The organism is Paenibacillus timonensis, assembly GCF_022427145.1.
Taxonomy (GTDB): domain Bacteria; phylum Bacillota; class Bacilli; order Paenibacillales; family Paenibacillaceae; genus Fontibacillus; species Fontibacillus timonensis.
Genome location: NZ_JAKSXN010000009.1, coordinates 61,762 through 87,766 on the forward strand (window position 1 = coordinate 61,762; position 26,005 = coordinate 87,766).

A 26,005-nucleotide genomic window follows, 5' to 3' on the forward strand; every position below is an offset into this window, starting at 1 on the left:
AGCTATGCTGGCATGGCAGGATCATCCGCATCGATCATCGGCGTTATATCGGCCGGCTACCTTGGAGGAAGCCCGGAAGCTGAAGCGAGACCATGGGGGAAAAGCGGTTTACGCGGCGGGAGGCACCTTGCTGCGAACGTTGTGGGAGAACGGAACGGCTGCTCTGCCGGAAGTCTTGATCGACCTTCGCGGGATTGAGGACTTAACCGGGATTCGTTATGATGGCTGCCGGCTGTATATCGGGGCTTTAACGAATTTATCGGCGTGCCGAAGCAGCGCCGAAATCGCGGCAGTTTCTCCCGCGTTGCGGGAAGCTGCCAAAGTCATTGCCGCTCCGTCCGTCCGCAATCTCGCGACGCTCGGCGGCAACCTGGCCTGCGGCTACGGGGATACACTGCCTGCGCTGCTGGTCGCCGAGGCCGAGTTGGCCGTTAACGGCCCGGCTTCCGTTCGGTGGGTGCCGGTGGCAGAGTGGCTGGAGGATCGCTGGAGCGACGCCTATGATCCGGAGACGATCGTGGCGGGCGTGCGCTTGCCCGCGGCGGCGGCACCCGGCGAGGGCGGTCGGCGGTTCGAGGTCTACCGCAAGGTCGGCCGCCGCGAAGCGTTTACGCCGTCGCTGGTGACGGCAGCGCTGGCCGGAACCGCCGGCGAGGGCGGCGTTCTCCGCGGCGTGCGAATCGCCGCCGGCGGCGGAAACGGTCGCCCGCAACGGCTTGGGTTGGCGGAGGCGCTGCTGGAGGGCCGCCGTTTGAGCGCGGAGCTGTTGCCTTCCCTCTGCGAGGCGGTGTATGAGGAATATGCGCCCTCCGGCGACGCGTTTGCGACGGGAGCGTACAAGGCAAAAACGGCGGCCAACCTGATTGCCGCCGAGCTGTGGCGGCTGCTCGGCGATCGTGAAGACGGATCGGGGCAATCGAAGTAAACGGGGAACCGGTGCAGGAATCGAAGTGGGCGATTGCAAGAAGGGGGAGGAGACCATGCTGCTGAATCGAGAGTCCAGCGGAGCCCGCTGGCGAACGCGGCCGGACGGCCTCGAAAAAGTGACGGGCAAGCTGCAATATCTGACCGACAGATCGGCGGAAGGGATGCTGATCGGCCGCGTGCTGAGAAGCGCCAAAGCCCATGCCCGAATTTTGGGCATTCGGACGGAGGCCGCCGCCAACGTGCCCGGCGTGTTTGCCGTGCTGACGCACGAGGATGTGCCGGGTTTAAACGCGTTTGGCATTGCGTTTCCTCACCAGCCGGTATTTTGCACCGATCGGGTTCGGTATACGGGCGATGCGATTGCTGCGGTGGCGGCGGAGAACGGGGAGCTCGCCGAATACGCATTATCCTTGATCGAAGTCGACTATGAGCCGTTGCCGGTGATCGCCGACCCCGAGGAGGCGCTGCGGGAGGACGCGATCCTGCTGCATCCCGAAGGGAATGTGCTGCACCGCGCGGAATACCGCGAGGGCGAAACAGAAGAAGCGTTTACGTCCTGCGCCTACGTGGCCGAGGAAACCTACTTTACGCCGCGGCAGATGCATACGTACATGGAGACGGAGGGCGGGCTGTTCGTTCCCGAAGAAGACGGGAAATTAACCGTGTACTCAGCCACCCAGCACGGACTGAAGGACCGCATGCAGCTTTCGCGTATCCTGGATCTGCCGGAGGAACGGATTCGCGTCGTTTCCAGCCCGATCGGCGGTTCGTTTGGCGGCAAAGACGAATTGAATGTCCAACCTTACGGGGCGTTGCTTGCGCTTCGCACGGGACGGCCGGTGCAGATGCATAACTCCCGCGCCGAGTCGGTCCGGGCCGGTTTGAAACGACATCCGATGAAAATTACGATGCGCACGGGCTGCGATCGGGACGGACGATTGTTGGCTCATGCCGTCCGGGTCGTCTCCGATACCGGCGCTTACGCCACGCTTGGCGCCGAGGTGTTGAACTTCGCCACCGAGCATGTCATTGGGCCGTACCGGATCGAGCATATCGCCGTAAACAGCGTGTGCGTATATACGAACAACGGCGTATCCGGGGAGTTCCGGGGCTTTGGCGGCAACCAGGCGATTTTTGCGCTGGAAGGACAGATCGATCGGTTGGCGGAGATGGCCGGCCTCGATCCTTGGGAAATGCGCCGCCGCAATCTGCGGGAGTTCGGCGATCCCGGTCCGCTCGGCCAGCCGATCGCCCCGACCGACGGGGCCCGCCAGGTGTGGAAGGCCCTGGAGGGCAGCCGGCTGATGGCCGAACGGAAGGGCGGGCCGGTTCGCGGAGCCCGCGATCCTTGGACGGTCACCGGCATCGGGGCGGCGATCGCCATGCACGGGGCAGGGCTGGGCTTCGGCATTCCCGATCCCGCGGGCGGGCGGTTGCAGCTGGCGCCGGACGGCCGGATCGAAGCGGTGTTCGGCTACGAGGAGTTCGGTCAAGGCTTGATTGCTACGATGGAGCAAATGCTTGTGGAGCTGTACGGCTTCTCGGCGGAGGATCTGCGAATCATCATCGGCGATACGGACGTGGTGCCGGACAGCGGTTCGAGCACCGCTTCGCGGGCGACAAGCATGATGTGGATGGCGCTGCGCCGCCTAGTTCCCGATTTTGCCGGCAAACTGGCTGCCGCGGCGGCCCGGGCCGGCGGAGGCGATGGCTGCGTTCCCGGCAGAGGCGGGATGTGGAAGGATGGCTGCCGGGTGTTGACGTACGGCGAGCTGGCCCGCACGCTGTCGGAGCCCCTCGTTAGTGAAACCGAGTTCTCTTATCCAACGACGACGCTGGAGCGGGTTGGTGCCCATTTTCTATATACCTATGCGGCGGTTGCGGTAAAAGTGGAAGTCAATACGCTGACGGGGAGGGTGCGTATCGTCGACCAGCATCATGCGGTTGCCGCCGGTCCGGTGGCCAATCCGCAAGGCTATCTGGGGCAAATCGAAGGCGGAGCAGCGATGGCTGCCGGGTTTACGTTGACGGAAGACGCGCGGATGGAGGAAGGCTTGTATGTGACGAAAAACCTGGATACCTACCTGATCCCCACGATTCTCGATTTTAACGGCAAGATTGAGGTCGAGCCGATCGAGGAATTGCCGGAGCAGGATATCTACGGGCCGCGCGGCGTCGGCGAAGTGGGTTCGGTGTGCCTGGCCCCTGCGGTGGCCTCTGCCGTGTTTCAGGCGGTCGGTAAACGGGTGAACCGGCTGCCGATCGAACCGGGGCTGTTGCAGGAGATGCCATTTACGAGCAGGAAGGCGGTGGATTCGCATGTTGGATAAGATCCCGCACCCTTCGGCAAGCCGGGTCCCGGGGACGGAGGAAGCAGGGCCCGGATTTACGGTACGCTTCCGCGTCAACGGGCATCCCGTCTCGTTGGAGGTAACGCCTACGCGGCGGCTGTTGGCGCTGCTTCGCGAGGATCTCGGGTTAACCGGGACGAAGCGTTCCTGCGAGCTTGGCCGCTGCGGTTCTTGCATGGTGTTGCTGAACGGCCGTCCGGTGAATGCCTGTCTGACGATGGCTTATCAATGCGAAGGCGCCGAGATCGTCACGATTGAAGGGATCGGCGCTGACGGACTTCACCCGGTACAGCGGGCCTTCCTGGAGGAAGGCGGATTCCAATGCGGGTATTGTACGCCGGGAATGGTCGTTTCGGTAGTCGCCCTGCTGGCGGAGAATCCGCAGCCCGCGCCGGAAGAGATCGAAGAAGCGTTGTCGGGCAACCTGTGCCGCTGTACGGGGTACGCCGCTATTATACGGGCGGTTAATCGAGCGATCGAACAAGGGGGCGGCAGGCATGAGAACTGAAGGTTCTTGCTTAACGCTGACCGATTTGAATCACATGGACCGGCAGCGGTTTACGGAAGCGTTGGGCGGGATTTTCGAACATTCGCCTTGGGTGGCGGAAGCGGCTCACCCGTCAGGACCGTTCGTGTCGGTGGCGCAACTGCACGAAGTCATGCTGGAATCGGCAAGCCAGGCCGATGAGGCAACCCGGCTTTCGCTCCTTCGCGCGCATCCCGATTTAGCGACCCGGATGAAGGTATCGCCGCTCTCGGCAGCCGAACAGCAGGGGGCGGGCCTCGATTCGTTGACGAACGAGGAGTACGCCGAGCTCTCCGAATGGAATCGAAAATATACGGATAAGTTCGGGTTCCCGTTTATCCTGGCGGTGCGAGGGAAAAGCAAAGACGAAATCCTTCGGTCCATCGCCGAGCGGGTCGAATCGAGCTTGGAGCTGGAGCGAGATCGGGCATGGGCCGAAATAGGCAAGATCACCCGGTTCCGGCTGGAAGATCTCATTGTCGGTTGAATGGGCCGGGAGGCGAGGATCAAGAAAGGAGGCGGCGGCATGGTGAGCGGGCATGACAACAAACTGACGACCCATGTGCTGGACTTGGCGCGGGGACTTCCGGCTGCAGGCGTACGCGTGGAGTTAAGAAGGCTGGAAGGGGAAAAACGCCCGTTGCTCCGTTCCGCTCGAACCAACGCGGAGGGACGCTTGGACGTTCCGCTGCTGGAGGGGCCGGAGATGACGGCGGGCGAATACGAGCTCTTGTTTGATGCAGGGGATTATTTCAGGCAGGCGGGTCAGCTTACGGCGGCTGCAGCAACCGGTGAACCCGGGTTCCTAAGCCTCATCCCCGTCCGATTTCACGTCGGCGCAAAAGGCGGCCATTATCATGTGCCGTTGCTGCTGTCGCCTGGCGGTTACAGCACTTACCGCGGAAGCTGATGGAGTCCAGATGGTGTTCATGGGAGGGGAAGCAAGCATGAGCGAGACTTACGATCTGATTATCAAGAACGGCCGTGTCGTGCTGCCGGACCGGGTCGCCCGGCTCGACATCGCCGTGTCTTCCGGAAGAATCGCCCTATTGGCGGAAGATCTGGACCGGCGCTTGGGGAAGACCGTGCTGGAGGCGGAGGGGCAATATGTGCTGCCGGGCATGATCGATGCGCACGTGCATTTCAATGAGCCGAATTTCGGGCACTGGGAAGGCTTTGCCAGCGGTTCGGCCGCGCTGGCGGCCGGCGGCTGCACCACTTACATCGATATGCCGCTAAACGGCAATCCCCCTACGGTGAGCCTACCGGCGTTGGCGTTAAAAGCGAAACGGGCGGCCGGCCGGTCCGCCGTCGATTATGCGTTTTGGGGCGGCCTCGTCCCCGGCAATACCGGGGAATTGGAGAAGTTATGGGCCGCAGGGGTACCTGCCTTTAAGGCGTTCATCTCCAATCCCGGCGGGGAAGGAGAAGGCCGGTTCCGCGAGGTGGACGATGCGACGCTGTACGAAGGAATGGCGACCATCGCGGAGTTCGGCGGGCTCCTGGCGCTGCATGCCGAAAGCGACGCCGTGACCGCCGTGCTTGGCGAAGCGGCGGTCAGGAGCGGACGGACGGGGGCGCGCGATTTCGCCGCCTCGCGGCCGCCGCTCGCCGAGCTGGAAGCGGTCGCCCGGGCGCTGTTGTACGGGGAGCGAACGGGCTGCAGGCTGCATTTCGTGCATATCAGCACGGCCGCCGCGGTCGAGTTGATCGATGCCGCCAAACGGCGCGGCCAGGACGTGTCCGTCGAGACCTGCCCCCATTACCTTTTGCTCACGGAGGAGGACATGGCCCGACTCGGACCGGTAGCGAAATGCGCGCCGCCGCTGCGCAGTCCGGAAGAAAGGGAGAAGCTCTGGCAGGCGCTGGCTGCGGGGAAGATCGATCTGGTCGCCTCCGATCATTCGCCTTGTCCGCCCGAGTTGAAGCTGGATCCAGAGTTGTCCTTTTTTGCGGCCTGGGGCGGCATTTCCGGCGCCCAAAGCAGCCTGGAGCTCATGTTTCACGAAGGCGTGAATCGACGAGGGCTGCCGGTGCCTTTGATCGCACGGCTGCTCGCGGCTTCTCCGGCGGAACGGTTCGGCATGGCCGAGCGCAAAGGGACGATTGCCGTCGGGTTGGATGCCGATCTGGTGCTGCTGCATCCCGACATGCCGTATGTCCTTCAAGCCGAGAACCTCCTCTACCGGCATCGGATGAGCCCTTATACGGGAATGCCGTTGTCGTGCCGGGTGACCGCCACGCTCCTCCAAGGCCGGCTGGTTTATTCGCTGGAGAGCGGACTGATCGCTCCCGGGAGCGGAGAGCCGGTGCGTCTTGGCAACAGGGAGCCAGTCCGATGAGCGGAGCGAAGGCGAAACACTGCGGCAATGCTGGATCCGGGACGGAGGAGGCCACCGCCTTCATGCAGGGGCTGCTAGAGAAGCTCGCCGAGTTCAGCGAACCGGGGGAGGGGGTCACCCGGCTGCTGTACAGCCCGGAGTGGACGCGGGCTCAGCGGTTTTTGCTGGAGCAAATCGCCGATAGCGGGCTGGAAGGTTATGCCGACGGCGTAGGCAACGTATATGGCGAGCTGACCGGGCTCCGCAGCTTCGAGCCTATCGTGCTGACCGGCTCGCATATCGACACGGTCGTCAGCGGCGGCCGGTACGACGGAGCTTACGGCGTAGCGGCGGCGCTGGCAGCTCTGCGGTATTTGAGCCGCACGTACGGCCCGCCGCTGCGGACGCTAACCGCGGTGTCGTTCGCCGAGGAGGAAGGCAGCCGTTTCCCGCTCACGTTCTGGGGTTCGGGCCATGTGACCGGGCTTTACGACGTCAGCGAAGGCGCCGATTTCCGCGATGCCGACGGCGTGTCTTTACAGGCGGCGATGGCGGGGTGTGAGCTAGGTCCGAGGAGGCCGGCGCCATCACGCGACGGTCTCGCCGCATACGTTGAGCTCCACATCGAACAGGGCATCGTGCTGGAGCGTACCGGAACGCAGTTGGGCGTCGTGAGCGCCATCTGCGGCCAGCGGCGGTTCGCCGTCGTCGTTCGGGGAACGGCGAACCACGCCGGAACGACGCCGATGGGCCTGCGCAGCGATGCCCTGGCGGCGGCCGCGGAAATGACGCTGCGGCTGGAAGCGCTGGCGACTGCTGCGGGCGACCCGCTGGTCGCCACCGTCGGCCGGCTTGAGGTACGGCCGAACACGCCTAACGTCATTCCCGGCGAGGTGCGCTTCACGCTCGACATTCGGCACAGCCATGAACCCGAGCTGGAAGCGTTTTGCGCCCAGGCGCTTGATGCGTTCGCGGAGATCGCCGAACGGCGCGGCGCTGCGCTGCGAGTCGAACCGCGGCTCGCTGCCGTTCCGGCGCTCATGGACGCCCGCCTGCAGGACGAACTCGCAGCGATCTGCACCGGGCAGGGGTTCGCCTGGCGGAGCATGGTGAGCGGCGCCGGGCACGACGCCCAGCTGTTCGCCCCACTTTGCCCGGCGGCGATGCTCTTCGTCCCGAGCCGGGGCGGCATCAGCCACGCCCCGGAGGAGGATACGCCTCCGGAAGCGTTAGCCGCCGGGCTGAACGTTCTGATTGCGCTGTTATACAGGCTGGGATACGAGGAATGATCGGGTTTCGAGCGTTGATCCGGTAAAACGTGAAAGGAGGTAGGGCATGAAACGGTTTGAAGATTTGTCGCCGTCCTTGCGTTCGATCATGACGCCGGGTCCGGTGGAGGTGGACCCGCGAGTGCTGCGGGCGATGTCGTATCCGGTGCTGGGGCAATTCGACCCGCAGTTTACCGGGATCATGAACGAAACGATGTCCATGCTGCGGGAGCTGTTCGCCACGCGGAACACCTGGGCTTATCCAGTCGACGGCACCTCCCGTTCGGGCATCGAAGCGGTGATGGTCAGCTTGATCGCCCCGGGAGACCGTGTGCTGATTCCGATTTACGGCCGCTTCGGCCATCTGCTGCATGAAATCGCCGACCGCTGCGGGGCCGAGGTGCATGTGCTCGAGCGGCCCTGGGGCGGCGTGTTTGCGCCCGAGGACATCCTTGCTGAGATCCGGCGCGTCAAACCGCAAATCGTGGCGATGGTGCACGGCGAAACATCGACCGGACGTTTGCAGCCGCTGGAAGGGATCGGGGCGGCCTGCCGCGAGGTAGGCGCCCTCCTGATCGTCGATGCGGTAGCCACGATCGGCGGCGTGCCCGTGGATACGGACCGCCTGCTGCTGGACGCCGTCGTCGGCGGAACGCAGAAGTGCCTGTCCGTTCCGGCCGGCATGGCGCCGATCACATACAACGATCGTGCCGAGCGGAAGCTGCTGTCCCGCAAACGGGTGGAGCGCGGATTGCGGACGGACGCGGGCCTGGAGGAAGACGTTGCGCCGGTGCGCAGCAATTATTTTGACCTGGGGATGCTTCAGGATTATTGGAGCCCGCTCCGGTTGAATCACCATACGGAAATGACCTCCATGCTTTATGCGCTGCGCGAAGGGCTCCGGCTTGTGCTGGAGGAAGGGCTGGAGGCGAGGTTTGCCCGTCATCGTCTGCACGAGTCGGCGTTGATGCAGGGACTGTCCGCGATGGGCCTGACGCTGTACGGCGATCCGACCTGCAAAATGCCGATGGTCACCTGCGTCAATGTCCCGGAGGGCGTGGATGGCGAGGCGGTTCGCAAACTGCTGCTTGAGAGCTTCGGCATCGAAATCGCCAGTTCCTTCGGCCCGCTGAAGGGCTTGATCTGGCGCATCGGGACGATGGGGTACAGCTGCCGCGCCGATAACGTGCTGCGGCTGCTTGGGGCCCTGGAAGCGGCCCTTCTTCGCCAGGGCTTCCGCGTGCCGGCCGGCCAAGCGGTTCAGGCTGCATTGGACGTGTATGAGCGACCCGAGGTCTGATATGCGCAATAAACGGTTTTGCGATATTTGCATCCATGTACGCGGGTTGTCACATCCTATATAATAAAAAGAGTGGCAGCTATACCAAAATTGGAAGCAAGGGAGATACTAGAAACATGAGTGTACATATCGCAGCGAAACCGGGAGATATCGCCGAAACGATCCTGCTGCCGGGGGATCCGCTCCGGGCCAAATTTATCGCGGAGACGTATTTGAGCGACGTTATTTGCTATAACGAGGTGCGCGGGATGCTCGGCTTCACCGGCACTTATCAAGGGAAGCGGATTTCCGTGCAGGGGACCGGCATGGGGATTCCTTCGATTTCCATCTACGTGAATGAATTGATGAAGGAATACGGCGTCAAAAACCTGATTCGCGTCGGAACCTGCGGCGGCATGCAGCAGCATGTCCGGGTGCGGGACGTCATTTTGGCCCAAGCTTCCTGTACCGATTCCAGCATGAACCGTCATGTCTTCGGCGGGTACGATTTTTCGCCGATCGCCAGCTTCGAGTTGTTAAAGGCGGCCTATGATCGCGGGGTGGAAAAGGGGCTGAAGCTGCATGTCGGCAACATTTTCAGCTCGGACATGTTCTATCGCGACGATACGAGCGTAACCCAGTTGCTGATGAAATACGGCGTGTTGGGCGTGGAGATGGAGACGACGGCGCTTTATACGCTGGCCGCCAAATACGGCGCAAAGGCGTTGACGATCCTGACCGTCAGCGACCATCTGCTGACCGGCGAGGAGACGTCGGCCGAGGAACGGCAAACGACGTTCAAGCAAATGATGGAAGTGGCGCTGGATACGGCCGTATCGCTGTAATTTTGGTGCGACCAAAGCGAATCAAGCATGGGGATCCGATGCGGAGGCATCTCCCCATGCTTTTTTTGCTGCCGCAAAATGTTCATCAAGAGTAAAGCCCCTCCTCGCTTGGCATACTATGGGCAATACGCTAGTGGAAGGGTGGTCAGCATGGATAAAGATTCCGCGTCCATCGTCTATTTGCGTCTGCGCAAGCAGGTCGGGCTTCCCGCCGGGACGCCGATCCGGCTGCGGGACGTGGCCCGCGTGCTGGCGGAGCCGAAGCTGGAAACCAAGCTGTTGGAGCTGGTGCTGGTCCGTCCGGAACAGCGCGACGGAAACCTGATCGTCATCGATATGCTACAGGTCATTTCCGCCATCCAAGCCCGATTTCCCGGGCAGCGTGTCGAATTGCTCGGCGAGCCGCATGTGCTTGTGGAAATGGTTAAACCCGAGAAGAAACCCTCCCTGCTGTTGTTTGCCCTGGTCTGGCTGCTGCTCTTTTTCGGAGCGGCGTTGACCATCATGAACTTTCACGCCGATGTCAGCATGCCGGAGGTGCAGGTCCGGATCGTGGAGATGATCACCGGCGAGAAGGATGAACACCCCTATCTCTTTCAAGGCGCTTATTCCGTAGGCATCGGTTTCGGGATGATCGTGTTTTTTAATCATTTGTTCAGGAAGAAGTGGAATGAGGAGCCCACCCCGCTGGAAGTCGAAATGTTCCTCTACCAGGAGAACCTCAACCAGTACGTCGTCGCCGAGGAATATAAAAAAATGCATCGCGCCGAATCGTCGGCGAAGCGAAGCTGATGTCTCCCGTCGCTGCGGGGTTGGCGATCTTCCTTGGCCTAGCTGGCGGCATCGCCGTCGGCGGAGGCGTCATCGCTTTATTCATCGTTCTGGACATGATTCCGCGCCTGGCCCAGGTGACGAATTCTTACGATAAGGTGCATTGGTACGAAGGGGCGATGATTGCCGGAGCGGTGATGGGCACGGTGGCGGATTTCTGGAATTGGCGGGTGGCCGGGCCATGGCCGGTTACCGGCGTTGTCGGCTTATTTAACGGCGTTTTCGTCGGCATGCTGGCCGCCGCTTTGACCGAAGTGCTGAACGTCCTGCCGATTTTGGCCAAGCGGCTGCATATGCAACGGTATTTGTTTGGCTTCTTGCTCGCGATGGTCTTTGGCAAAATGGCGGGCTCCCTGTTTGAATGGTTTATTTACAGACCGTGAATCGAAGAAACGGAGGTTGATGTGGGATGGAGCAGGATACGCAAGAGACGATGCAGGACGGAGTGGATCAGCCGCAGGCGGTTCCGGACTTCGTGCCTGAGGAAGAGGAGAATTTTCTTCAGGAGAACTATCCGGAGGAGGAGGCGATCAAACGAAAACGCGAAGCGGAACGGTCCGATAACGTTGAGGAATCGGTCATCTATTGGCAGCAAAGCGATGCGATCAGCCGGAGCCTGACGACAACGAAACATACGCTGAAGGAAGTCGTCGGCCTGGGAGAAAGCTTTGACGTCGTGTTCCGCGACATGACTTTCGGAGGTAAAAACACCTGCCTCTTTTTCATTAACGGGTTTGCCCGGACTGACGTGATGCAGGAAATCATCAAGCGGCTCACCTATCTAACCCCGGAAAACCTGACGACCGGAGCGCTCCGATCTTTTTTCGAACTCTATATTCCTCATATTCAGGTAGAGAAAACGGAGAAGCTGAGCGACGCCATCAACAAAACGCTGACCGGCATGAGCGCGTTGTTTATCGAAGGAGAGCAAACGGCGCTGCTGATGGATACCCGGCAATACCCGGTGCGAAGCCCGGAGGAGCCGTCGCTGGAGCGGGTCGTGCGCGGATCGCGGGACGGGTTCACGGAGACGCTGGTAACCAACATTACCTTGGTTCGCCGCCGGTTGCGCGATCCGGGACTTAAACTGGAGATGGTCAGCGTGGGCCGCCGGACCCGTACCGACGTTTGCATCGCCTACATCGACGACATCGTCGATAAGACCCAGGTCGATTCCATCCGCGAAAAAATCAAAGCGGTCAACATCGACGGTATTCCCCTGGCGGATAAACAACTGGAGGAAGCGATCATCCATAAAGGGTGGAATCCTTACCCGCTGGTGCGTTATTCGGAACGTCCGGACGTCGTCGCTTCGCATCTGCTGGAAGGCCGGGTTGTCCTGTTCGTGGATACCTCGCCCAGCGTGATGATCCTGCCGACCACCTTTTTTGATCTGTGCCAGCATGCGGAGGAGAACCGGCAGACCCCGTTTATGGGAACGTATTTGCGCTGGGTGCGTTTCTTCGGCATATTCGCCTCGCTATTCCTGCTGCCGATTTGGCTGCTGGTCGTTGTCTATCCGGAGTTCAAGCCGGCGGGACTCGCTTTCATCGGGCCTCAGGAACAGGCAAAAATACCGCTGATCGCCCAGTTCCTGCTGGTCGAGTTCGGCGTCGATCTGATGCGGATGGCAGCCGTGCATACGCCAACGCCGCTTGCTTCCGCGATGGGCTTGATCGCCGCCATCTTGATCGGCGATATCGCCGTCCAGACGGGGTTGTTCGTCAACGAGGTCGTCCTCTATATGGCGGTGGCGGCGATCGGGATGTTTGCGACGCCGAGTTATGAGCTGGGTCTTGCTAACCGCGTTGTGCGGTTGGCATTGCTCGTGGCGGTGGCGATCTTCGGCGCCCCCGGATTCGTGGTCGGGGTAACGGCGTTTATCGTGCTGCTAACCTTGCGCCGCTCGAATAACTCGTCTTACATGTGGCCGTTTATACCTTTTAATGCAAAGGCTTTGGCCGGGGTGTTGTTCCGTGTTCCGGTGATGACGTCCAAGCAAAGACCGTCCTCCAACAAACCGCGGGACAATACGCGGATGCCGGGGAAACGGTGACGCTTGGGCTTGTTCAACAAATAACACAAATGTTATTCCGAAAAATCCATTTTTCAGGTTCCCGGTTGTTTGCTATACTGGTGTAAAATTTGAAAGTGGAGGACTGCATAGATGTATTTACACGGTACCAGCAAAATCAATGCAAAAGGCCATCTCGAAATCGGCGGCTGCGATTCGGTCGAGCTGAAGCAAACCTACGGAACGCCGCTGTATGTCGTAGATGAAGCCCTTGTACGGCAAAGATGCCGTGAATATATGAATGCCTTCCGGGCATCGGGCTTGGCTTTCCAGGTCGCTTATGCCAGCAAAGCATTCTGCGTCATGGCGATGTGCCGGCTGGCCGAGGAGGAGGGCTTGTCCCTGGACGTCGTCTCCGAGGGTGAACTGTTTACGGCCCTTCAAGCGGGTTTCCCCGCGCAGCGAATCCATTTTCATGGCAACAACAAGACGCCGGATGAGTTGGAAATGGCGATTTCCGCCGGGATCGGTTGTTTCGTGGCCGACAATTTTACGGAGCTGCATATGCTGCAGGCGCTTGCCGCCGAGAAAGGCGTCATCGTCAATGTGTTGCTGCGCGTAACTCCGGGGGTGGAAGCCCATACGCATGAATATATTTCGACCGGTCAAACCGACTCCAAATTCGGGTTTGATATCGGCAACGGCTCGGCAATGGATGCCGTAGAATTGGCCAACCGCAGTTTGAATCTGCAATTGCTCGGCGTGCATTCGCATATCGGCTCGCAGATTTTCGAGGTGGAAGGGTTCCAAATGGCGGTTGAGCGGGTTGCGGCTTTTGCCATGCAAGCGAAGGAGAATCTGGGCGTTACGTTCAAGGTCGTTAATCTGGGCGGGGGCTTTGGCATTCGCTATACGGAAGGCGATACGCCGCTGAAGGTTTCCGATTACGTCGGTGCGATTACGGATGCGGTCAAACGGGAATTTGCCGGTTATCCGCAGCTTCCGGAAATTTGGGTTGAACCGGGCCGGAGCATCGTCGGCGATGCCGGCACGACGTTGTACACGGTGGGAACAAGCAAGGATATCCCCGGCGTACGCAAATACGTTGCGGTAGATGGCGGGATGACGGACAACCCGCGTCCGGCTCTTTACGGCTCCAAATACGAGGCGATGCTCGCCAACCGCGGCAACGATGCGAACGAAGAGACCGTATCGATCGCCGGCAAATGCTGCGAAAGCGGCGACATGCTGATCTGGGACGTGGATTTGCCGAAGGTGAACAGCGGCGATTTGCTTGCCGTGGCTTGCACCGGCGCCTATAACTACGCCATGGCCAGCAATTATAACCGGATTCGCCGTCCGGCGGTTGTCTTCGTTCAAGACGGCCGCAGCGATCTAGTCGTGAAACGGGAGTCCCTCCAGGATCTGGTCGCGTGCGACGTGATTCCGGAGCGAATCGCCAAACAACCTTCGCTGAAATAAGCGGAAGGATCAGGGAGATTTCAAGGCCGAGGGGAACCGGGTTGTCCGGTCCCTGACCGGCCTTTTTTGCTTGGAGGTCTATTTTTTAGTAAACTGGAAGAGGTTTGTCCAATGACGTTAAAGAAGAAGGGTGCGTGTACGGATATGAAAAAAGGTAAAATCGTTTTGGAAAAAGGCGGCGAGGTGGAAATTCAGTTCCTGCCGGAGGAAGCTCCCGGTACGGTCGCTAACTTCGAAAAACTGGCCAATTCCGGTTTCTACAACGGTCTCACGTTCCATCGCGTGATTCCGGGATTCGTGGCCCAAGGCGGTTGCCCGATCGGCAACGGTACCGGCGGTCCTGGCTATACGATCAAATGCGAGACGGATACGAACGTAACCAAACATGAACGCGGCGTGCTGTCGATGGCCCATGCCGGCAAAGATACCGGCGGCAGCCAGTTCTTCATCGTTTATGAGCCGCAGCCGCATTTGAACGGAGTACATACCGTTTTCGGCAAAGTGACTTCGGGGATGGAGCACGTGGACAATGTTCGTCCTGGCGATAAAATGAAGGAAGTTTCCGTTTGGGACGAGGCTTAATCAGCCGATAAGAAGGGGTGCCCCGCAAGCCAAGCAGATTTGGCGGCGGAGCACCCCTATTATGATTTTAGGATTTTCTTTGGTGGGCCGCTTCATCCTTGACTTCTTCCCGGAAGCCTTCGATGGCGTGTAGCCGTTTGTCGTTTTTCTCCTCGATCTGCTTCTTCTCCTTAACGGAGATTTCATCCGCATGTTCGCTGAGGTAGTCTTGTCCTTCGCGGAAATTCTCGATGGTGTTCTGAATGCTTCGTTGCAGCTTATCGACGTTGTCGGAGCGATTGTCCGGTTTAGCCACGTTCATTCCTCCTGAGTATAGGGATTTGCACTACGATATCGACATTAAGGTTGGCTATTTCGAAAGGTTTTTATTCACCCGGGTTTCCGGAGATCGGTGCCATGCATCTTTGCTGGAGAGGCGAGTCGCGGCGACGCGTTGTGACGGGCAGGCTTGATTTTTTACGGGATAAGTGCTAACATTCGTCTTGCAGTTATGCAAAACCTAATATTAAGCAATCCTTCGGGGCAGGGTGAAATTCCCTACCGACGGTGATGGCTCATTGGACGTTCGTCCGATGAAGCACGAGTCCGTGACCCGCAGTGCTTTCGTAAGCATGCGGCTGAGCCGGTGAGATTCCGGGACCGACAGTATAGTCTGGATGGGAGAAGGAAAACGCGGGAGCACGTACGTTATTTATTTTGCGATGGTGTTCAGACCTAAAGAGCTTCAATTGATCAAGTTCTATTTTTCACAATTACACGTTTGTGGAGAGCTTGGTGATTTCGGCTTATTCGTCTTACATATGTCGTCCCTTTATCATAAAGAAGGCGGCACGATGAAGATGGAGGCGCTCTTTCGTTTGTCCGTAGAACCACTCTCATGATCAACCCTGCCGGATTGCGGCAGGGTTGTTTTTGTATTCTCAGCTTGAAGGATTGGTGAAAGGAGGACGGCGGATGAAGGTGATCGATGACGAATATTACATGGCATTGGCGCTGGACATGGCTGAACGGGCGCTCGGGCAAACCGGGACGAATCCGGTCGTCGGCGCCGTTGTGGTCAAGGACGGAGCGTTGGTTGGCCTTGGCACCCATTTGCAGCGGGGGACTCCGCATGCCGAGGTGCATGCCCTCAACATGGCGGGTTCCCGGGCGGAAGGCAGCACGGTTTATGTCACGCTGGAGCCCTGCAGCCACCATGGCTTGACGCCGCCTTGCGCGGAGCGGTTGATTCACGAAAAGGTGCAGCGTGTCGTGGTTGCCTGCGAGGATCCGAATCCTCTGGTTGCCGGGAGAGGAATCGAAATGCTGCGCGCCGCCGGCGTCGAGGTGAAGGTAGGCGTCCTGCACGAGCGGGCTTTAAAGCTGAACCGCCGCTTTATCAAGTTCATCACCACGGGCATGCCGTATGTGACGATCAAATCCGCCAGCACGCTGGATGGGAAGCTTGCGAGCCGGACGGGGGACAGCAAATGGATCTCCAACGAGAAAGCGAGAGAAATCGTGCACACGATGCGGCATCGCCATCAGGCGATCATGGTTGGCGTATCGACGATCGTAGCCGATGATCCGCAGTTATCGACCCGGATGACTGTCCCGGGATTGTCGCCCGTTCGCGTGGTCGCCGATTCTACGCTTCGGATTCCGGAGACGGCACAGATCCTTCGGGACGGGACGGCCCCTACGTGGATCGTGACAACGGAACAAGCCGATCCGGAGAAAGCCAAACGGCTAATGGGCCTCGGTGCGGAAGTTCTCCGATGCGGCAGCGGTCCGCAGGTCGATCTTCGGGAGGCGCTCGTTCAACTCGGACAGCGGGGAATCTCCTCCGTCCTCGTCGAAGGCGGCGGACGCTTAAACGGCTCGCTGCTGGAACGGCAACTGGTGGATGAAATCGTGTTGTTTTTCGCTCCCAAGCTCGTCGGCGGCAAGGAATCACCCGAGAATTTTCGCTTCACCGGGTACGATCGAATGCAGGATGCCGTCACTTTGCGCGACATGGAAGTCGAACAAATCGGGGATAATGTGTGCATCCGGGGAGTACCGGTCTGGGCGCAGGCTGAGGTGAAGGAGGGAGATCACTGATGTTTACAGGACTTGTGGAAGAAATCGGCACTCTAAAATCGATTAGCCGCAAAGGGGAAGCCATGCTCCTTGGCATCTCGGCAAAGGTTGTCACGGAGGGCATCAAGCTGGGCGACAGCATTTCGGTTAACGGGGTATGCTTGACGGCCACCTCGTTCGATGCTTCCTCCTTTACGGTAGACGTGATGCCGCAGACGTACCGCAACACGAATCTGAAGGATTTGAAACCAGGCAGCCGAGTGAATCTGGAACGGGCCATGTCGGCGAATGGACGGTTCGGCGGACATATCGTCCAGGGGCATGTCGACGGAATCGGCACAATTGTCGGCACCAGTCAGGATCAGAACGCGGTTGTGTTTGAAATCCGACCGGGTAAACCGTCTTTATTCAAATACATTATTCCCAAAGGCTCCATTGCTGTGGACGGGATTAGCTTAACGGTGGTTGAAGCGGAAGGCGGCACGTTTACGATATCCATCATTCCGCATACGTTGGCCGAAACGGTGCTCGCTTTCAAGCGGGCCGGGGACACGGTTAATCTGGAATGCGATGTGCTCGGAAAATACGTGGATCATCTGCTGAAGTACGGCAGAGGCGGCGTCGAAACGGAAGATGAAGATGCTAGCGGCGTCGAGTCGGGAATCAATCTTCCGTTTCTGGCAGCGAACGGGTTCGTTTAATAAAGGCCGGAACTTGAGCGAGGCCAAGGGTTGGATGAAACATGGAACGCGCTGCGCCCCTGGCTTTGATTGTAACGGAACTGAGAGCTCTTATATGCTCATTTCCCGGCGATTTCCCGATGTAACGGAACCCAGAGACCTTATTTGGCCCAAATAGCAACAAATCAGCCGCATCGATTCCAAATAAGACCTCCTAGTTCCGTTAGCCGCAATAATCGCCCTATCAGCGGAGAGATAACGCCCCTGAGTTCCGTTAGCCGGGGAGTTTCGTTTGGAGCCGCTGGGTTTGGAGCACCAAGAAGGTTGGATGAAGTTAGGGAGTGAGTAGCGGAACGTCGTTTTGGGTACGTGAGCAACGGAAGGCCCGTCTGAATTCAAGATTCGACGCCGAATCTGCATCCTTGAACCCGCTTCGTGATCCAAAGACAAGTTTGTGATCTACATCTACCAAGGAGGGGAAAGCTATGAGTGATATCGTATTGGACCGAGTCGAAGAAGCGATTTACGAACTGATGCGAGGCAAGGTCATCATCGTCGTTGACGACGAGGATCGGGAGAATGAAGGGGATTTCGTGGCCTTGGCCGAAAAAGCGACGCCCGAAGTCATCAACTTCATGATCACCCAAGGCCGCGGTCTGGTCTGCTTGCCGATTACGGCAGAACGGGCGGAAGAACTGGATCTGCAGCCCATGGTGGCGCAAAATACCGATAACCACGGGACGGCCTTTACCGTCTCCATTGACCATAAAGATACGACGACGGGAATATCGGCGTATGAACGTTCCCTAACGATTAAGGCGATCATGGATCCGAACACCAAGGCTTCGGACTTCCGTCGGCCGGGCCATATGTTCCCGCTGATCGCGAAGAAAGGCGGCGTGCTGCGCCGCGCCGGACATACGGAAGCGGCGGTCGACCTGGCCCGGATGTGCGGTGCCTATCCGGCCGGTGTGATCTGCGAGGTGATCAAGGAAGACGGGACGATGGCCCGGTTACCGGATTTGGTGGAGATCGCCAAAACCTATGACCTCAAATTGATCAGCGTCAAGGATCTCATTCATTACCGTAATGAGAAAGAGAAGCTGGTCACGCGCGAAGTCGAGGTGCGTATGCCGACCGATTACGGCGAATTCCGCGCCGTCGCCTACACGAACGACGTGGATAACAAAGAGCATGTCGCATTGGTCAAAGGCGAGATTAACGGCGACGAGCCGGTGCTGGTGCGCGTGCATTCCGAATGCTTGACCGGGGACGTGTTCCATTCTCACCGCTGCGACTGCGGACCGCAGTTCGAAGCGGCGCTTCGCCAGATTGAGGAAGCGGGCAGGGGCGTATTGCTGTATATGCGCCAAGAAGGCCGCGGTATCGGCTTGATCAACAAGCTGAAGGCCTATAAGCTGCAGGAACAAGGCTTTGATACGGTCGATGCCAACCTGAAGCTCGGATTCCCGGCGGACCTGCGCGATTATGGAATCGGGGCGCAAATCCTCAAGGATCTGGGCGTCCGCCAAATCCGCCTGATGACCAATAATCCGCGGAAGATCAAAGGGTTGGAAGGTTACGGGCTGGAGGTCGTCGAACGCGTACCGATTCAAATGAAGGAAAACGAGGATAACACCAAATATCTGCACACGAAGCAGGCTAAATTGGGTCATTTGCTCAAATTTGACGATTTGGAGCAGGACGAATCCTCCCGTGTCTAGGCCGCACATTGCGAAATTATCCACTATCCCACTTATAGAAAGGTTTGATGAATCATGGCAAACGTATTTGAAGGGCATTTAGTATCGGAAGGGTTAAAATATGCGATCGTCGTCGGGCGCTTTAACGAGTTCATTACCAGCAAGCTGCTCTCCGGAGCCTTGGATGCCTTGAAGCGGCACGGGGCCAAAGAGGAAGAGATTAACGTGGCTTGGGTGCCCGGCGCTTTTGAAATCCCGTTTGCGGCGCAAAAGCTGGCGGAAAGCGGCAAATATGACGCGGTGATCACGCTAGGCACGGTCATTCGCGGTTCGACTACGCATTATGATTACGTCTGCAACGAAGTGGCCAAAGGCGTGGCGGCCGTCGGACTCAAAACCGGCGTACCGACGATCTTCGGCGTCGTAACGACCGAAAATATCGAGCAAGCGATCGAACGCGCGGGCACGAAAGCCGGTAACAAAGGCTGGGATGCGGCGATGGCAGCGATCGAAATGGCAAACTTGACGAAACAGCTGAAATAGTGCTTATCTTAATGTAGTACCTCTGATTCGCAGGGGTACTACATTTTTCTTTTGCAACAAACCGTTTTTAAGGTAAACTTATGTACATACATGTTTGCTTACGGGTGGAGGATGTTCATTGACGACAGTAACGTACAAGCTGGAAACCTTCGAGGGTCCGCTGGATTTGCTATTGCACCTCATCGACAAAGCGGAGATCGATATCCATCAAATCTCCATCAGCGAGATCACCGATCAGTACCTCGAATATTTGCATGACATGCAGGAGCTTGAACTGGAAATAACCAGCGAGTTTCTGGTCATGGCCGCGACGCTGCTGTCGATCAAGAGCAAGCAGCTGCTGCCCAAACCACCCGTCATTGAATTGGACGATGAATTCGATTATTTGCTTGAGGATGAGGAGGACCCGCGTGACGAGTTGATCCGCAAGCTGATCGAATATCGAAAATATAAAGGGATCGCCGAGCATTTGCATGAACGTGAATGGGAACGAAGCTTGATTTTCTCCAAGGAACCGGAGGATTTGACGCCGTTCATGCCGGAAGTGCAGGAGAACCCGGTTAAGGGATTGCACGCCGCCGACTTGATAGCCGTCTTTCAGAAGGCGATTCGCCGGGCGGCCAAGCGCAACACGGTGGCGCGGATTCACCGCGACGAGATTTCCGTCAAGGACCGGATCAAGGAGGTTGTGGCCGCGCTTGAGCAGGCGGGCATGGGAGGGCGGCTGCTGTTTTCCAAGCTGCTGCATCCCGAAATGTATCGGCATGAAATCGTCGTCACGTTCCTGGCCGTTCTGGAGCTGATGAAGATGAAACAGATCGTCTGTTATCAGAACAGGCTATTCGACGATATTGTCATGGAGTGGAGAGGGGAAGGAAAGATCGATGAATTTTCAGGAATTGAAATCGATTATTGAGGGGTTGCTATTTTTGGCCGGCGAAGAAGGCCTGAGCCTGAAGCAGCTGGCCGAAGTGACGGAGCAGCGGCAGGAGGTGGTTTCGGATGCCCTGCTTGACATGAAGTCGTCCTTCGAACGAGCCGGCAGAGGGCTGCAAATCGTGCAAATTGCTGGCAGCTACCAGCTGGCGACGCTCCCGGAGCATGCCCCTTATTTCGAACGTCTGGCTTATTCGCCTTCGCGTTCGACCTTATCCCAGGCCGCGCTCGAGACGTTATCGATTATCGCTTACCGGCAACCGATAACCCGGGTGGAAATCGAGGAGATCCGCGGGGTGAAATCGGAGCGGGCCATTCATTCGTTGGTGAACAAGGATTTGATCGAGGAGGTTGGCCGCGCCGAAGCGATCGGGCGACCGATTTTATACGGCACGACTAAGGCGTTCCTTGATTATTTCGGCCTGGCCAGCTTGAAGGACCTTCCGGATTTGGCCGATTTCGAGAGCGCCGAACAGTTGGAAGAAGAAACGCAGTTGCTGTTTCAACGGCTAGAGGAACAACAGTTGACCTTCGATGACGTAAACGACGAGGCTTTAGCGCCGCCGGAGGAGCGTCAGGATGCGGATAACGAAAACTAAACAATCCATAAAACGCCGGAGAAGTCCCTCCGGCGTTTTTTTGCGCCGAAATGCTGCTTCGTGACCCATACCGACGAATTTTTTCCTATTGGGCAAGCCATACTACGATGGAGAATTTTTATCTGATAGGTATGGAGGGCTTTCCCGTGTGGATTTGGCTCGGAGGCATCCTGATCCTGCTGCTGCTTATAGCCGCCTTGATTTTGCTGTCTACAATTACGCTCCATTTGACCCTGCGCAAGAAGAACCGGGATGATACGATCCTGCTGGATGTCACGATGCTCTACGGCTTTGTTCGCATGCACTATCAAGTGCCCTCGGTTCGGCTCAAGAACTGGCGCGACGGCCTGCAGATCGAGAAGAATCGGCCAGAGAACGTATTGCAGAAGGAGTCTTCAAGCGTTGACCAAAAAGTAAACAAGGACCAAGTCCAGCAATGGATGGACGAGTTCGAACGGATGCTCAAGGCGACCAGCGGGTTTAAGGTTTGGCTTCGCGCCACGCTCCGCCGCGTATCGTTCCGCCAGTTGGAATGGTCGACGAATGTGGGTTTGCAGGATGCGGCCCATACCGCGACATTAACCGGAGCTTTATGGGGAGTGAAGTCCACGCTCGTCGGGTGGTTGACCCAACATATTACATTAAAGAAAAGACCGAAGTTGTTCGTCGTTCCCGTATTTGATGGTACGCCGTTATTTTCCACGGAATTTCGCTGCATAGCGAAAATTCGCTGCGGTTATGCTATATATGCTGGACTGGTACTTATAGTTCGCGTGCTAAAAGTGAAGGGAGGAGTGAAAAAATGGCTGACCATCCTATTCAAGGATTAATGCAAACCGCCATGGAAAACATCAAGGAAATGGTTGATGTCAACACGATTGTGGGCGAGCCAGTCGAAACGCCGGACGGCAGCGTGATTCTGCCGATTAGCCGCGTAGGCTTCGGTTTTGCCGCCGGAGGTAGCGATTTCAATATTGAGGACGGCCACGATAAATCGGCCTCAGGCACTTCCGAGCACGGCAAAGCCCGTCCGTTCGGCGGCGGTAGCGGCGGCGGGGTATCGATCAATCCGATCGCGTTCCTCGTCGTTGGAAAGCCGGGGGTACACATCGTACCGCTTGATAACCAGACGCATTTGGTCGAAAAGATCATCGATTCGGTACCTGGCGTCATCGACAGAATCCAGTCCATGTTCCCGAACCAACATACAACTGCGGGTACCTCGATGGCCACGGCGCAGGCCGCTCAAAACGCGATGCAGGAATCGGCTGCACGAAACGGCATCAACCCGTTTTCCTAACCGCCTTTCGACCGTTGATCCTTTCCGGACTTCCGGGAGGGGTCTTTTTATTGATTCAGGGTGGGACATACTCTCCTGAATTACCGCATATTGTATACAAGGACACGCTACAGTACCTGTTACCGGAGGAATCAGCTTATGAGGAAAAATGCACCTGACCGCAGATTTCGCGCGTTTCGCGGTTTCTTGGCCGCCATGGTTCTGCTGGGTTGCCTAAGCCCGCAACCGGTACAAGCCGCCCCAGCCGCGCCATCGATCCATGCCCAGGCCGCTGCGGTCATTGACGTGACTTCGGGCCGTCTGCTGTATAGTCTGCGCGGGGACGAGCAGCTGCCGATCGCCAGCTTGACCAAAATCATGACAGCCATCGTTGCCATCGAGCATGGCAAGCTTTCGGATACGGTCACCGTCGGAAGAAACGCTTACGCTAAGGAAGGTTCGTCCATCTATCTGCATTTGGGGGAAGAGATGAGCCTGGAAAATATGCTGTATGGGCTGATGCTCCGTTCGGGCAACGATGCGGCCACCGCCATAGCCGAGCACGTTGGCGGATCGGAAGAGGGCTTCGTTTACTTGATGAACGAGAAAGCCAAGCTGCTCGGACTTACGCATACCCATTTTCAGAATCCGCACGGCTTGGACGCCAAAGGGCATTATTCGTCAGCCAACGATTTGGCCAAGCTGACGAGCTATGCGTTGAAAAATCCGCATTTTAAAGAGATCGTCCGCACGCCCAGCAAAAACGCGCCGAATCCTAACGATCCTTGGGATTATAAATGGCTGAACAAGAATAAGATGCTGCGATTCTACGACGGGGCGGACGGCGTCAAAACCGGCTACACCAAAATCGCCAAGCGGTGTCTGGTGAGCTCCGCCACCCGCGGCGGACAGCAAATCGCCGTTATCACCTTAAATGACGGAGATGATTGGAACGACCACCGGAAGCTGCTGGACTACGGCTTTGCCAACTTTCCGTTGACGACGTTGATCCGCGAAGGACAGTCTGTCGAGAACGGCCTGGTCACCGGGGCGGAATTCAAATATGCTTTGGCGCCGGAAGAAGCGGATCAAATCGAAAGAAGGCTGAAGCTGAGCACGACGCGCTCAGGGTCGTTCGGTTACCGCGGGAAAATCAGCGTCCTGCTGAAGGGGGAAGAGATCGGCACGGTACCGGTCTACGATAAAGTCAGCTACAGCCCGTCCAAAACGGGAGAGGGCAGCGCACCGAAAGTTGACGGAGCCTTTGGTTCCGCCTCGAACAGCAAGGTCATCCGGCTGCCTTCCGATTGGTCCGGTTCGCTGAAGAAAGTGCTGCAGTCCCTGCTGTTTGACGTTTAAATTACGGGAGAAACGCAGGACAGGGCAAGGAGGGGGAAAAATGGTCAATAAAATATGGCTTGCGCTCATTCTGATTGGGTTTCTCTTTGCTGCCGTAAAAGGGGACATCGGAGTCGTCACCCAAGCGGCGTTCGATGGGGCCGCGACCGGCGTGACCGTATGTTTCGGCTTGATCAGCGTCCTGGTGTTCTGGCTTGGCATCATGCGGCTAGCCGAGGATTCCGGGTTGGTCAAGACGATTTCCCGGTTGCTCGGACCGATCGTAGGGTATTTGTTCCCTGACGTGCCGAAGAATCATCCAGCCATGGGATATATTCTATCGAACATGAGCGCGAATCTGCTTGGGCTGGGGAATGCGGCAACACCCATGGGAATCCGGGCAATGCAGGCGCTGCAGGAATTGAATCCGGACAAACAGACGGCTTCCCCGGCGATGTGTACCTTGTTGGCGCTCAACACAGCCAGCATTACGCTGATCCCGACGACGCTCATTGCGATCCGGATCAATTTTCATTCCGCCAATCCGGCAGAGATCGTGGGCTCTACGCTGCTTGCGACCGCAATCGCCACGATGGCGGCCATTGTGGCCGACCGTTGGTATCGCAGGCGCAACACTTATCGCACCCCGCCACAGACCACGGCGCCGCCCAATATCTCGCTGAAAGGGTGAGGCACATTGCTGGACTGGATCAATCTTATTTCCGCATGGGCGGTACCGGTGATGATCGCGTTCATTCCGCTATATGCTTATTTCAAAAAAGTGCCGGTATACGAATCGTTCGTAGATGGGGCTAAGGACGGCTTTTCGACCGCCATCGGCATCATCCCGCATCTGGTGGGCATGATGGTGGCCATCAGCGTATTCCGCGCTTCGGGGGCGCTGGATTTTTTCGTCGGATGGATGGCTCCCTTGCTGTCCTGGCTGCGGGTTCCGCCGGAAGTGCTGCCGCTTGGCTTCCTCCGCCCTTTGACAGGGACCGGGTCGCTTGCGTTTACGACCGACCTGATCAAAACCTACGGTCCGGATTCGATGATCGGCCGGATTGCCTCCACGATTCAAGGAAGTACCGATACGACGTTGTACGTTTTGACGGTTTATTTTGGGGCCGTGGGTATCCGGAACGGCCGTTATGCCTTAAAGGTTGGTTTGTTTTCAGATGTTGTCGGCTTTATCGCGGCGATCGCCGTTTGCCTGCTCTTATTCGGATAATTCCTACATATCGGTTATGTTGCCAAGTGTGAACCGCCTGCAGCTCTTCTTAGCTGACGAGGCGGTTTTTGCGGTTTCTCCGCACGGCTATTGTGATTTTGCCTTTCGGTGGGTATCATGTGTATGAGGTGACTTAGCGAAAATGGAGAGATTACAGAAAATATTGGCCGCTGCAGGCGTGGCATCGCGCCGCAAATGCGAGGAATTGATTCTGAGCGGCAAAGTTCAGGTAAACGGGGAAACCGTCACGACCCTCGGCACGAAAGCCGATCCGGCCGTTGACGTCATCACCGTCGAGGGAAAATCTATCGGCAAGGAGAAGAAGCTGTATCTTGTGTTCAACAAACCGAAAGGCGTGATCACGAGCGCTTCCGATCCTCAGGGCCGCAAAATCGTCACCGACTACTTAAAAGGAATCACCGAGCGGGTTTACCCGGTAGGCCGGCTTGACTATGATACCGAAGGTTTGTTGCTGCTGACCAACGACGGCGAGTTTGCTCATCTGCTGACGCACCCGAAGCATCATGTGCCGAAGACGTATCATGCAACGGTCAAAGGGGTGCCGCATGGCTCGGCGCTGGACAAGCTCAAGCAAGGCGTGATGCTGGAGGACGGAATGACCGCCCCTGCGGAGGTAGAGTACCAAGACATCGACCCGGAGGGCAAATTCTCGACGATCTCGATCACCATCCATGAAGGCAGAAACCGCCAGGTACGCCGCATGTTTGATGCGATCTCGCACCCGGTGACCAAGCTGAAACGCATATCTTTCGGCGATTTGTACCTCGGCAACCTAAAACGCGGCCTCTATCGCCACTTGACGAAAGAAGAGGTCGAAAGCCTTTATAAACAAGCCCGCACCACCACTCCCCCCACCCCTAAGCGCTAGAAATGCGGTGAACAGGAGGTAAGGGCAACAGGGTGAAACGATTCTGAAGAAGCGAAGCGCCAAGGCCCTATGGATTGAACAGTAGCACGGAAAGTGGCAAAGGGGAAAATGATTCTGAAGAAGCGGAGCGTTCGCCTTTGTGAGCGGAATTCTACCTTTAAATCGCAATTAAAGAATTCCGCGAGCAACAGCGATCGTAAGAACATTTTGCCCGGCTGCCCCTGCCGTAGCCAACCATCGTTCAAACATTAAGGCTAAAAAGCGACGCCACGTTTCGTAAGAAATATTTCGCCTGACCGCCTCTGCCCCACTTTTTCCCC

27 protein-coding genes and 1 riboswitch are annotated in these 26,005 nt (G+C 57.7%); of the genes, 26 read left to right on the forward strand and 1 reads right to left on the reverse strand.

All coding sequences use genetic code 11. The features are described from left to right. The first annotated feature begins 4 nt into the window (after positions 1–4). From MJ257_RS05225 to MJ257_RS05290, 14 genes are all read left to right on the forward strand, one after another. Positions 5–925, forward strand: a complete 921-nt coding sequence (locus MJ257_RS05225) for an FAD binding domain-containing protein (protein ID WP_240268244.1) — start codon at positions 5–7, stop codon at positions 923–925. Between the two features lie 55 nt (positions 926–980). Further along, positions 981–3,257, forward strand: coding sequence for a xanthine dehydrogenase subunit D (gene pucD, locus MJ257_RS05230; RefSeq protein ID WP_240268245.1), 2,277 nt, complete (start codon positions 981–983; stop codon positions 3,255–3,257). Next, positions 3,247–3,786, forward strand: coding sequence for a (2Fe-2S)-binding protein (locus tag MJ257_RS05235; RefSeq protein WP_240268246.1), 540 nt, complete (start codon positions 3,247–3,249; stop codon positions 3,784–3,786). Before pucD ends, MJ257_RS05235 begins: the two co-directional genes overlap by 11 nt. Continuing rightward, entirely contained in the window at positions 3,776–4,291 is a 516-nt protein-coding gene (gene uraD, locus MJ257_RS05240; protein WP_240268247.1) for a 2-oxo-4-hydroxy-4-carboxy-5-ureidoimidazoline decarboxylase, read from the forward strand. Before MJ257_RS05235 ends, uraD begins: the two co-directional genes overlap by 11 nt. A gap of 39 nt (positions 4,292–4,330) precedes the next feature. Next, on the forward strand, positions 4,331–4,714 hold the full coding sequence (gene uraH, locus MJ257_RS05245) for a hydroxyisourate hydrolase (RefSeq protein ID WP_240268248.1): 384 nt from the start codon (positions 4,331–4,333) through the stop codon (positions 4,712–4,714). 37 nt (positions 4,715–4,751) lie between these two features. Next, a complete protein-coding gene (gene allB / locus MJ257_RS05250) occupies positions 4,752–6,146 on the forward strand; it encodes an allantoinase AllB (protein WP_240268249.1) in 1,395 nt (464 codons plus the stop codon). Next, positions 6,143–7,414, forward strand: a complete 1,272-nt coding sequence (locus tag MJ257_RS05255; protein ID WP_240268250.1) for a M20 family metallo-hydrolase — start codon at positions 6,143–6,145, stop codon at positions 7,412–7,414. The genes allB and MJ257_RS05255 overlap by 4 nt, the downstream gene beginning before the upstream one ends. 46 nt (positions 7,415–7,460) lie before the next feature. Next, positions 7,461–8,693: a pyridoxal-phosphate-dependent aminotransferase family protein gene (locus tag MJ257_RS05260; RefSeq protein WP_240268251.1), complete on the forward strand. Its 1,233-nt coding sequence runs from the start codon at positions 7,461–7,463 to the stop codon at positions 8,691–8,693. Between the two features lie 116 nt (positions 8,694–8,809). Beyond that, a complete protein-coding gene (deoD, locus tag MJ257_RS05265) occupies positions 8,810–9,517 on the forward strand; it encodes a purine-nucleoside phosphorylase (protein WP_240268252.1) in 708 nt (235 codons plus the stop codon). Positions 9,518–9,667: 150 nt separating this feature from the next. Then, positions 9,668–10,309: a stage V sporulation protein AA gene (locus MJ257_RS05270; RefSeq protein WP_240268253.1), complete on the forward strand. Its 642-nt coding sequence runs from the start codon at positions 9,668–9,670 to the stop codon at positions 10,307–10,309. Beyond that, positions 10,309–10,731, forward strand: a complete 423-nt coding sequence (locus tag MJ257_RS05275) for a stage V sporulation protein AB (protein ID WP_240268254.1) — start codon at positions 10,309–10,311, stop codon at positions 10,729–10,731. The genes MJ257_RS05270 and MJ257_RS05275 overlap by 1 nt, the downstream gene beginning before the upstream one ends. Positions 10,732–10,781: 50 nt before the next feature. Continuing rightward, on the forward strand, positions 10,782–12,404 hold the full coding sequence (locus tag MJ257_RS05280) for a spore germination protein (RefSeq protein ID WP_372489745.1): 1,623 nt from the start codon (positions 10,782–10,784) through the stop codon (positions 12,402–12,404). 111 nt (positions 12,405–12,515) lie between these two features. After that, complete coding sequence (lysA, locus tag MJ257_RS05285; protein WP_240268256.1) at positions 12,516–13,844, forward strand: diaminopimelate decarboxylase; 1,329 nt, start codon at positions 12,516–12,518, stop codon at positions 13,842–13,844. A 144-nt stretch (positions 13,845–13,988) separates the two neighbouring features. Beyond that, complete coding sequence (locus tag MJ257_RS05290; protein WP_178022721.1) at positions 13,989–14,426, forward strand: peptidylprolyl isomerase; 438 nt, start codon at positions 13,989–13,991, stop codon at positions 14,424–14,426. Positions 14,427–14,493: 67 nt separating this feature from the next. On the opposite strand, the gene tlp is transcribed toward MJ257_RS05290, so the two are convergent. Further along, positions 14,494–14,721 (reverse strand): small acid-soluble spore protein Tlp, encoded by a 228-nt coding sequence (tlp, locus tag MJ257_RS05295; protein ID WP_059043488.1) that lies wholly within the window; start codon positions 14,719–14,721, stop codon positions 14,494–14,496. 214 nt (positions 14,722–14,935) lie between these two features. Beyond that, positions 14,936–15,098: riboswitch (FMN riboswitch) on the forward strand. A 282-nt stretch (positions 15,099–15,380) separates the two neighbouring features. Here tlp and ribD point away from each other — a divergent pair. From ribD to MJ257_RS05355, 12 genes are all read left to right on the forward strand, one after another. Continuing rightward, the gene (gene ribD / locus MJ257_RS05300) at positions 15,381–16,508 is read left to right on the forward strand and encodes a bifunctional diaminohydroxyphosphoribosylaminopyrimidine deaminase/5-amino-6-(5-phosphoribosylamino)uracil reductase RibD (RefSeq protein WP_240268257.1); all 1,128 of its coding nucleotides are present in this window, start codon (positions 15,381–15,383) and stop codon (positions 16,506–16,508) included. Then, positions 16,508–17,188 (forward strand): riboflavin synthase, encoded by a 681-nt coding sequence (gene ribE / locus MJ257_RS05305; protein WP_240268258.1) that lies wholly within the window; start codon positions 16,508–16,510, stop codon positions 17,186–17,188. Before ribD ends, ribE begins: the two co-directional genes overlap by 1 nt. Before the next feature lie 464 nt (positions 17,189–17,652). Further along, positions 17,653–18,891, forward strand: coding sequence for a bifunctional 3,4-dihydroxy-2-butanone-4-phosphate synthase/GTP cyclohydrolase II (locus MJ257_RS05310; RefSeq protein ID WP_240268259.1), 1,239 nt, complete (start codon positions 17,653–17,655; stop codon positions 18,889–18,891). Between the two features lie 54 nt (positions 18,892–18,945). Further along, the gene (gene ribH, locus MJ257_RS05315; protein WP_155605400.1) at positions 18,946–19,413 is read left to right on the forward strand and encodes a 6,7-dimethyl-8-ribityllumazine synthase; all 468 of its coding nucleotides are present in this window, start codon (positions 18,946–18,948) and stop codon (positions 19,411–19,413) included. Positions 19,414–19,531: 118 nt separating this feature from the next. Next, on the forward strand, positions 19,532–20,329 hold the full coding sequence (locus MJ257_RS05320) for a segregation and condensation protein A (protein WP_240268260.1): 798 nt from the start codon (positions 19,532–19,534) through the stop codon (positions 20,327–20,329). Then, positions 20,298–20,948 carry an SMC-Scp complex subunit ScpB gene (gene scpB / locus MJ257_RS05325; RefSeq protein ID WP_240268261.1) on the forward strand — a complete coding sequence of 217 codons (651 nt, stop codon included), beginning with the start codon at positions 20,298–20,300 and terminating at the stop codon, positions 20,946–20,948. Before MJ257_RS05320 ends, scpB begins: the two co-directional genes overlap by 32 nt. Positions 20,949–21,094: 146 nt before the next feature. After that, positions 21,095–21,778 carry a DUF2953 domain-containing protein gene (locus tag MJ257_RS05330; RefSeq protein ID WP_240268262.1) on the forward strand — a complete coding sequence of 228 codons (684 nt, stop codon included), beginning with the start codon at positions 21,095–21,097 and terminating at the stop codon, positions 21,776–21,778. Further along, the gene (ytfJ, locus tag MJ257_RS05335; protein ID WP_240268263.1) at positions 21,751–22,248 is read left to right on the forward strand and encodes a GerW family sporulation protein; all 498 of its coding nucleotides are present in this window, start codon (positions 21,751–21,753) and stop codon (positions 22,246–22,248) included. Before MJ257_RS05330 ends, ytfJ begins: the two co-directional genes overlap by 28 nt. A gap of 138 nt (positions 22,249–22,386) precedes the next feature. Then, the gene (locus tag MJ257_RS05340; protein WP_372489744.1) at positions 22,387–23,586 is read left to right on the forward strand and encodes a D-alanyl-D-alanine carboxypeptidase family protein; all 1,200 of its coding nucleotides are present in this window, start codon (positions 22,387–22,389) and stop codon (positions 23,584–23,586) included. A gap of 40 nt (positions 23,587–23,626) precedes the next feature. Next, complete coding sequence (locus MJ257_RS05345) at positions 23,627–24,256, forward strand: nucleoside recognition domain-containing protein (protein WP_178022711.1); 630 nt, start codon at positions 23,627–23,629, stop codon at positions 24,254–24,256. 6 nt (positions 24,257–24,262) lie between these two features. Continuing rightward, complete coding sequence (locus MJ257_RS05350; protein ID WP_270405974.1) at positions 24,263–24,796, forward strand: spore maturation protein; 534 nt, start codon at positions 24,263–24,265, stop codon at positions 24,794–24,796. 142 nt (positions 24,797–24,938) lie between these two features. Further along, positions 24,939–25,685 carry a pseudouridine synthase gene (locus MJ257_RS05355; RefSeq protein ID WP_178022710.1) on the forward strand — a complete coding sequence of 249 codons (747 nt, stop codon included), beginning with the start codon at positions 24,939–24,941 and terminating at the stop codon, positions 25,683–25,685. Positions 25,686–26,005 lie beyond the last annotated feature (320 nt).

Excerpts from the sequence above, each read along its gene's own strand:
- MJ257_RS05225 (WP_240268244.1), top strand. The coding sequence starts at position 5 with ATGCTGGCATGGCAGGATCATCCGCATCGATCATCGGCGTTATATCGG.
- pucD (WP_240268245.1), top strand. The coding sequence starts at position 981 with ATGCTGCTGAATCGAGAGTCCAGCGGAGCCCGCTGGCGAACGCGGCCG.
- MJ257_RS05235 (WP_240268246.1), top strand. The coding sequence starts at position 3,247 with ATGTTGGATAAGATCCCGCACCCTTCGGCAAGCCGGGTCCCGGGGACG.
- uraD (WP_240268247.1), top strand. The coding sequence starts at position 3,776 with ATGAGAACTGAAGGTTCTTGCTTAACGCTGACCGATTTGAATCACATG.
- uraH (WP_240268248.1), top strand. The coding sequence starts at position 4,331 with ATGGTGAGCGGGCATGACAACAAACTGACGACCCATGTGCTGGACTTG.
- allB (WP_240268249.1), top strand. The coding sequence starts at position 4,752 with ATGAGCGAGACTTACGATCTGATTATCAAGAACGGCCGTGTCGTGCTG.
- MJ257_RS05255 (WP_240268250.1), top strand. The coding sequence starts at position 6,143 with ATGAGCGGAGCGAAGGCGAAACACTGCGGCAATGCTGGATCCGGGACG.
- MJ257_RS05260 (WP_240268251.1), top strand. The coding sequence starts at position 7,461 with ATGAAACGGTTTGAAGATTTGTCGCCGTCCTTGCGTTCGATCATGACG.
- deoD (WP_240268252.1), top strand. The coding sequence starts at position 8,810 with ATGAGTGTACATATCGCAGCGAAACCGGGAGATATCGCCGAAACGATC.
- MJ257_RS05270 (WP_240268253.1), top strand. The coding sequence starts at position 9,668 with ATGGATAAAGATTCCGCGTCCATCGTCTATTTGCGTCTGCGCAAGCAG.
- MJ257_RS05275 (WP_240268254.1), top strand. The coding sequence starts at position 10,309 with ATGTCTCCCGTCGCTGCGGGGTTGGCGATCTTCCTTGGCCTAGCTGGC.
- MJ257_RS05280 (WP_372489745.1), top strand. The coding sequence starts at position 10,782 with ATGCAGGACGGAGTGGATCAGCCGCAGGCGGTTCCGGACTTCGTGCCT.
- lysA (WP_240268256.1), top strand. The coding sequence starts at position 12,516 with ATGTATTTACACGGTACCAGCAAAATCAATGCAAAAGGCCATCTCGAA.
- MJ257_RS05290 (WP_178022721.1), top strand. The coding sequence starts at position 13,989 with ATGAAAAAAGGTAAAATCGTTTTGGAAAAAGGCGGCGAGGTGGAAATT.
- ribD (WP_240268257.1), top strand. The coding sequence starts at position 15,381 with ATGAAGGTGATCGATGACGAATATTACATGGCATTGGCGCTGGACATG.
- ribE (WP_240268258.1), top strand. The coding sequence starts at position 16,508 with ATGTTTACAGGACTTGTGGAAGAAATCGGCACTCTAAAATCGATTAGC.
- MJ257_RS05310 (WP_240268259.1), top strand. The coding sequence starts at position 17,653 with ATGAGTGATATCGTATTGGACCGAGTCGAAGAAGCGATTTACGAACTG.
- ribH (WP_155605400.1), top strand. The coding sequence starts at position 18,946 with ATGGCAAACGTATTTGAAGGGCATTTAGTATCGGAAGGGTTAAAATAT.
- scpB (WP_240268261.1), top strand. The coding sequence starts at position 20,298 with ATGAATTTTCAGGAATTGAAATCGATTATTGAGGGGTTGCTATTTTTG.
- ytfJ (WP_240268263.1), top strand. The coding sequence starts at position 21,751 with ATGGCTGACCATCCTATTCAAGGATTAATGCAAACCGCCATGGAAAAC.
- MJ257_RS05340 (WP_372489744.1), top strand. The coding sequence starts at position 22,387 with ATGAGGAAAAATGCACCTGACCGCAGATTTCGCGCGTTTCGCGGTTTC.
- MJ257_RS05345 (WP_178022711.1), top strand. The coding sequence starts at position 23,627 with ATGGTCAATAAAATATGGCTTGCGCTCATTCTGATTGGGTTTCTCTTT.
- MJ257_RS05355 (WP_178022710.1), top strand. The coding sequence starts at position 24,939 with ATGGAGAGATTACAGAAAATATTGGCCGCTGCAGGCGTGGCATCGCGC.